This window comes from Okeania sp. SIO3B5 (assembly GCF_010692555.1).
GTDB lineage: Bacteria > Cyanobacteriota > Cyanobacteriia > Cyanobacteriales > Microcoleaceae > Okeania.
Genome location: NZ_JAAHHG010000515.1, coordinates 1 through 7,018 on the forward strand (window position 1 = coordinate 1; position 7,018 = coordinate 7,018).

The following is a 7,018-nucleotide window of genomic DNA, read 5'->3' on the forward strand; positions in this document are numbered from 1 at the left end:
TTTTTAAGGTTTAAACTGTACCGTAGGGCATAGGTCAACAGGCTCTTGATAGCGCAGCTCCTCTGAAAGAGGCAATAGAGCGAACGCGCAGGCGTGAGAACCATCTCTGGACTAGATGCCGTAAGGTGTTTAGTTTAAGTGGACTCATTGAACCAAGAATCCTGGTTCCAGGAGAATCCCCGTGCGTTTACGCCGGGGAGTATGTCAAATCATCACCACCCACATACCACAAAACACTCAATCTATCAACCTACCGAAAAATGAGGAGAGAAAAATTAGTCATTCATCGTCAAATAAATTCAGGCGATCGCCTCTAAAAACAACGACACAATAGGTATTTGCAGCCTCAAAATTCTTTTAAGCAACACTAACCCTTGGATTTTTCTACTATTTAGAGTATCACACAACTGAGTAAAAGCGCTAAAAATATTGAAACTTCGTTAGCTGATTAGGAAAACTTTTCTCCAATTTTGTCATAGGTTGATGACAAAATTAAAAATTTTCAAACTAAAATACTAAAACTTATAACTAAAACTTACATACCAGCCTAATTGATAGTCAAAATATTGAACTTTTTCATTTTATTAAGCTCAAAAAAAATCAGAGGATAATGAGGTTGCATCCGCTCAAAAACCGCGATAAGATATATATAGTGGGAGTCGTTCGCCCCTACGCATGACTTTTTATTCAACTAAAAAAAGTGAAACAGATTTTTATTTGCTATCAAAAATTCCTTCCGACCTTAAATCGGCAGATCGAGGGGGGACTCCTTTATTGAATTTAAGCTGCACTTTCTCATTTTCTGAAGCTCAAAAAAAATCAGAGGATAATGAGGTTGCATCCACTCAAAAACCGTGATAAGATATATACATTGGGAGCCGTTTGCCCCTGCGCATGACTTTTTATTCAACTAAAAAAGTGAAACAGATTTTTATTTACTCTCAAAAATGCCTCCTGACCCTGAATCAGCGGATAAAGCGCGGGACTCCTCTTTCAAATTTAAGTTGAACCTTGTCATTTTCTGAAGCTCAAAAAAAATCAGAGGATAATGAGGTTGCATCCACTCAAAAACCGTGATAAGATATATACATTGGGAGTCGCTTGTCCCTACACATGACTTTTTATTCAACTAAAAAATAATAAGAGACTTAAGAACTCGAAAAGAAGAATATTTATCAATCCTCAAAACAACCACACACCTTAAACTCAAATTAAACAGGCAAATCCTTCCTAGGCTTAAACTTCTCAACCTCCCGTAACTTCTGATAAATCTCCAACTCCTCCTGAGTTGGTTCCTTCGGAGTCACAATCTTAATCTCCACCAACTGATCCCCACGCTCGCCCCTCCCATCAGGATACCCCTTACTCGCAAGTCGCAAACGTTGACCAGAAAAAACCCCCGCCGGCAACTTCATCTTCACCCAACCATCCAAAGTCGGCACCTCAATATCCCCACCCAAAACAGCCTCCACAGGAGTAATAGGCAACTCACAAAAAATATCTGCCCCCTCCAACTGATAAAAATCATGAGGAGCGATCGTAATCTTCAAATACAAATCTCCCCCACCAAGACCTTGATTTTTCAGACGAATTCTTTGACCACTAACCATCGCCATCGGCATATTCACCTCAATCGAACGCCCATCTTCCAAACGTATTTTTTCAAATCCTCCCACATAAGCCTTTTCTAAAGGCAAAGTTAACCTAGCCTCAATATCCTTTTTTATTTCCCGTTTTACTTCCCGTTCTGCTGCCTTATAAGTAGTCTTTTTCTGACCAGGACGATAAACATTAGAAGCCTGAGTTTTTGGAATTGTCGATGTTACTGGAGTTCTAATTTCACGGCGACGACCTAATAGTTGGTCTACAAATGTATTAAAATCTGAAAAATCACTAACATCTGAATCTTTTTCATTTTTACGCCCATTTTCATCACGATTATCCCAATTCCTAAAATCAGGAACTCGTATCCCTACCCTGCCCCCAATTCCTTTAGGTTTCCAATATCGAATAAACTTATCGTATTCTGTTCGTTTTTCTATATCTGATAAAATATCATAAGCTTCATTAATATCTTTAAACTTTTCTTCTGATTCTTTATCACCTGGATTTACATCTGGATGAAACTGTCGTGCCAGTCTCCTATATGCTTTCTTAATTTCATCCACCGAAGCATCTTTAGAAACATCTAAAATCTGATAATAATTCCGAAAATTTTGCATCTGCTAACTTAAACTTATAAGTTTTTAACTATCAATATCTTCTATAACTTTTTGAGACAAAATGCTAGTCCACTTAAGGCTTTTTACTTTCTCACTTTTAGAGAGAAATCATAGAAAGCCACTAATTTACTTACAACATTCTCCAATCTTCATAACTCATTCACAGCAATAAATTCACTTTTGATTTTAACTATATATTGCCACTAAGCACTAAACTATCTCCTGTAAAATCTAAAATACTTATAGCCAATCATCATCATCATTCCAATCATCACTCTGATAATAACGATTTGGTCTAGTCGGTTTATTATAACTTACTCGATCAGGAGGCCGACGATCTATCCTATTATCATAATCATAACGTTCCTTGCGCTTACGGTCTTCTCCAGAAATACTCCGACGCACAGAGCCAAAGAAATCATCATCTTCTGATTCATAAGTATAAATTGAAACTTCACGATTCAGATCGTACAGAGCATCTTGTAAATCAACTCCCACACGATCAATACCCCGCTCATCATCCCTCTCCAGACTATCCCGTAGCTCTCTAATCAACATCTCGATCCGTTGACGACTCCTAGCAGCAAATTGCATACCATAATCTAAGGCCACCTCCCGGAGTTGTCGTTCAGCTTGAAAGGCCAAAGCCTCTGCACGATTGCGCTTTTCTACTTGCTCCCTTCTTAGTCGGTCTGTTTCAGCAAATTTTTCAGCATCCCGAATCATCTGACTAATTTCTTGCTGAGTTAAAGTCGATGCCCCTTGAATAGTAATACTTTGAGCCCTACCTGTAGTTTTATCCATTGCAGTCACCTGCAAAATACCATTAGCATCAATATCAAAAGCTACTTGTATTTGTGGCACACCCCGTGGTGCAGGAGGAATACCCGTCAACTTAAACTTTCCTAGAGACTTATTCTCAGCCGCAATTTCTCGTTCTCCCTGAATAACATGAATCTCAACTACAGTCTGATTATTTTCTGAAGTAGAAAAAATATCAGAACGTCGCACCGGGATAGTAGTATTCCGAGGAATAAGTTTTTTCATCACCCCACCAATAGTTTCCAAGCCAAAAGATAATGGTGAGACATCCAACAGCAGCACATCTCGCACATCCCCAGCTAAAATTCCGGCCTGAATAGCAGCTCCCACAGCCACAACTTCATCCGGATTAACCCCTTGATTTGGTTCTATATCTATCAGAGAACGAACTAAATCTTGGACAAAAGGAATCCGAGTTGAACCACCCACTAATACTACTTCATCAATCATAGAAGGATTAATACCTGCATCTTTTAATGCCATTTTTACAGGGCGTCCAATTCTGGGAATTAAATCCCCACAAAGTCCTTCAAATTGAGACCTAGTCAGCCTAGTTTCCAAATGTTTAGGGCCATCTTGTGTAGCCGTAATAAACGGTAGGTTAATCTCAGTCACTCCAACCCCAGATAACTCTATTTTAGCTTTCTCCGCTGCCTCCATCAGCCTTTGTAATGCCTGACGATCGCTTGTTCTTAAATCTATTCCTTCTGTCTCTAAAAATTGTTCGGCCAACCAATTTACTATTCGTTGGTCAAAGTCATTACCCCCTAGTTGGGTATCTCCACTCGTGGACTTAACCTCAAATACTCCATCTCCTACCTCTAATATTGATACATCAAATGTACCTCCACCCAAATCGAAGACCAAAATTACTTGATTTTCTGTATTCTCTAATCCATAAGCCAAAGATGCAGCCGTTGGTTCATTCAGAATTCTTTTAACTTCTAAACCCGCAATTGTCCCTGCATCACGAGTGGCCTGTCTTTGAGAATCATTAAAATAGGCTGGTACGGTAATTACTGCTCCTGTAACTTCTTCTCCCAAATAGCGACTTGCTTCATCTGCTAGCTTCCGCAAAATCATTGCTGAGACTTCTTCCGGAGCAAAATCTCGTTTCATCCGAGGACATTTGATTTTGACATTGCCATATTCATCTCGGCGAATTGTATAGGGAACCCGCTTTGACTCTGGAGATAGTTCAGAGTATTTACGTCCAATGTATCGTTTGACCCCGTAGAAAGTGTTCTGAGGGTTCAGAACAGTTTGTCTTCTGGCCATTTGTCCTACTATTCGTTCTCCTTCCTTGGTGAACCCAACTACAGATGGAGTTGTCCGCATTCCTTCTGAATTGGCTATTACTATAGGTTTTCCGCCTTCCATAACGGAGACTACGGAGTTTGTTGTACCCAGATCTATGCCGACTACTTTGCCCATGGCTTAGTTTTCTCTATTCTGTCCTTTTATTGATTATTCTATCGTTTCAAACTTCTCAAGCTTTGAGGATAGCCGATACTATTTTGCTAAAGTTTGTTAACAATGCACAGCAAGATTAACCTGCTGAGGGGGTATCTCCCAATGTGGTAGAAAAATTTTCTACCACGCTTTTGATCAAAATTCCACGCGCTCCATTTAGGTGACGATCGAGGCGAAAACCATCATTACCAATAACAACTTTTTTACCACCTAAATTATTTAGAATTTCACCAGTCCAGCTAACGGTTTTGCTAGTATAAGCTTCACATTTATTGAACTTATAGGGTTTGTATTCTGCTCTCTACCCCCTTATGTCTTACTTGGCCTTTTTTTTCCACATTATTAATTTAATTTTTTTTTAGCGATCGCCTCTGACCCTTAGTCTGTTAATCTTAATCTGTTATTGATATTCAAAAGCAAATTTAAGTATATATTTTTAAATTTTATTAAGATACTTAGATTATATTACTTATTTTGCTGTAACATTACCACACTTGTCTACTTTTTGTCAAAAGTATATGTAGCAAAAATTTAGGCAAATGGAATTAAAAATAACAAATGAGATGTTGCTGAAATTTGTAACAACTTGTAAAGTAATAATAATAAAAAAAAAGTAAATTGAATTAAAGAGGTTTTTACCAAGTAAATGCGAGTTGCGATCGCGGGAGCGGGACTAGCCGGTCTTTCTTGTGCCAAATATCTAACAGACATGGGTCATACTCCAGTAGTCCTAGAAAGAAGGGACGTTCTTGGAGGAAAGGTAGCAGCCTGGAAAGACGAAGAAGGAGACTGGTACGAAACTGGTCTACATATATTTTTTGGAGCCTATCCAAATATGTTGCAGCTATTCAAAGAACTAAATATAGAAGATAGACTGCAATGGAAACAGCATACGATGATTTTTAATCAGCCAGAAAAACCAGGAACATACTCTAGATTTGATTTTCCTGATATTCCAGCACCTTTGAATGGAGTTGTGGCTATTCTCCGCAATAATGATATGCTAACCTGGCCAGAAAAAATTAGATTTGGCATAGGTCTAATTCCAGCTATGCTTCAAGGCCAGGAATATGTGGAAAAAATGGACAGATATACATTCTCGGAATGGCTGAAAAAACAGAATGTTCCTCCCAGAGTAGAGAAAGAAGTATTCATCGCCATGTCAAAAGCGTTGAATTTTATTGGACCAGAGGAAATATCCTCAACAGTAATTCTCACAGCTCTAAACCGTTTTCTCCAAGAAAAAAATGGCTCTAAAATGGCCTTTTTAGATGGTTCTCCGACAGAGCGATTATGTCAACCTCTGGTAGATCATATTACTAAGGGAGGTGGAGAAGTAGAGTTAAATGCACCAATAAAGGAATTTTTACTGAACGATGATGGTAAAGTCAGTGGATTTCTAATCAGAGGATTAAATGGAGCCGAAGATCGAGTAATAACTGCTGATGCTTATGTATCAGCAATGCCAGTCGATCCACTAAAAACAATGTTACCAAAACCATGGCAGCAGATGGAATACTTCCAAAAGCTCAATGGTCTTGAAGGTGTACCAGTAATTAATCTACATCTATGGTTCGATCGCAAACTAACAGATATAGACCATTTACTGTTTTCACGCTCACCTCTACTAAGTGTCTATGCAGACATGAGTAACACCTGTCGTGAATATGCTAATCCCGATCGTTCCATGTTGGAATTAGTATTAGCACCCGCCAAAGATTGGATTAATAAATCCGACCAAGAAATAATCGCAGCCACAATGGCAGAGTTGGAAAAATTATTTCCCCATCACTTTACAGGAAATTCTCCAGCTAAGTTGTTGAAATCTCACGTTGTCAAAACCCCCCGCTCTGTATATAAAGCTACCTCCGGTCGCCAAGATTGTCGCCCTTCCCAAGTAACACCAATTGCCAATTTCTTCCTTACAGGAGACTATACTATGCAGCGCTATCTAGCTAGCATGGAAGGAGCTGTACTTTCTGGAAAGCTGACAGCGCAGGCAATTACTAAGGCAAGCTCCGCTAACGCTTCTACTCACCTTGAATCTCATGCAAACCTGCAACCAACAACTCCAAAGCCAGCAAAGAATGCTGCAACGGTCTAAATTTTCTCAGCGCATGACTCGTTCATCCCTGGTATCACTAGAAGAGTCTTATGAGCTGTGTCGTCAAGTCACAGCTACCCATTCTAAAACTTTTTACATGGGTACTCAGTTAATGCCACAAGCTAAACGTAAGGCGATATGGGCAATATATGTCTGGTGTCGTCGTACAGATGAACTGGTCGATGGACCAATGTCAAGTACTACAACTACAGAAACTCTCCAAGAGTGGGAAAAGCATCTAGAATCTATCTTTGCTGGCTATCCACTAGAAGATACAGATGTAGCTTTAGTAGATACACTATCCAAGTTTCCTTTAGACATACAACCATTTCGAGATGCCAAAAAACGCCTCTTGCCATTGACGCACCATACCCTGCCAGCCATTATTAATAATCAC

At 39.3% G+C, this 7,018-nt stretch carries 6 protein-coding genes; 3 read left to right on the forward strand and 3 right to left on the reverse strand.

Annotated features, from left to right (window positions below; all coding sequences use genetic code 11):
• The first annotated feature begins 181 nt into the window (after nt 1–181).
• Entirely contained in the window at nt 182–334 is a 153-nt protein-coding gene (locus F6K54_RS37020) for a hypothetical protein (RefSeq protein WP_293088940.1), read from the forward strand.
• Between the two features lie 877 nt (nt 335–1,211).
• Here F6K54_RS37020 and F6K54_RS37025 read toward each other — a convergent pair.
• The 3 genes from F6K54_RS37025 to F6K54_RS37035 all read right to left on the reverse strand — a co-directional run bounded on the left by F6K54_RS37025 (nt 1,212) and on the right by F6K54_RS37035 (nt 5,228).
• A complete protein-coding gene (locus tag F6K54_RS37025; protein ID WP_293088942.1) occupies nt 1,212–2,222 on the reverse strand; it encodes a J domain-containing protein in 1,011 nt (336 codons plus the stop codon).
• A gap of 240 nt (nt 2,223–2,462) precedes the next feature.
• Entirely contained in the window at nt 2,463–4,478 is a 2,016-nt protein-coding gene (gene dnaK, locus F6K54_RS37030; RefSeq protein WP_293088944.1) for a molecular chaperone DnaK, read from the reverse strand.
• 570 nt (nt 4,479–5,048) lie between these two features.
• Nucleotides 5,049–5,228 carry a hypothetical protein gene (locus tag F6K54_RS37035; protein ID WP_293088950.1) on the reverse strand — a complete coding sequence of 60 codons (180 nt, stop codon included), beginning with the start codon at nt 5,226–5,228 and terminating at the stop codon, nt 5,049–5,051.
• Between F6K54_RS37035 and pds the strand changes: the two genes are divergently transcribed.
• Together pds and F6K54_RS37045 are read left to right on the forward strand one after the other, a co-directional pair.
• Nucleotides 5,164–6,621, forward strand: a complete 1,458-nt coding sequence (pds, locus tag F6K54_RS37040; RefSeq protein ID WP_293088946.1) for a 15-cis-phytoene desaturase — start codon at nt 5,164–5,166, stop codon at nt 6,619–6,621. The two genes, F6K54_RS37035 and pds, sit on opposite strands and share 65 nt — an antisense overlap.
• A partial coding sequence (locus tag F6K54_RS37045) for a squalene/phytoene synthase family protein (protein WP_293088948.1) occupies nt 6,605–7,018 on the forward strand: 414 nt, incomplete at its 3' end. The genes pds and F6K54_RS37045, both read left to right, overlap by 17 nt.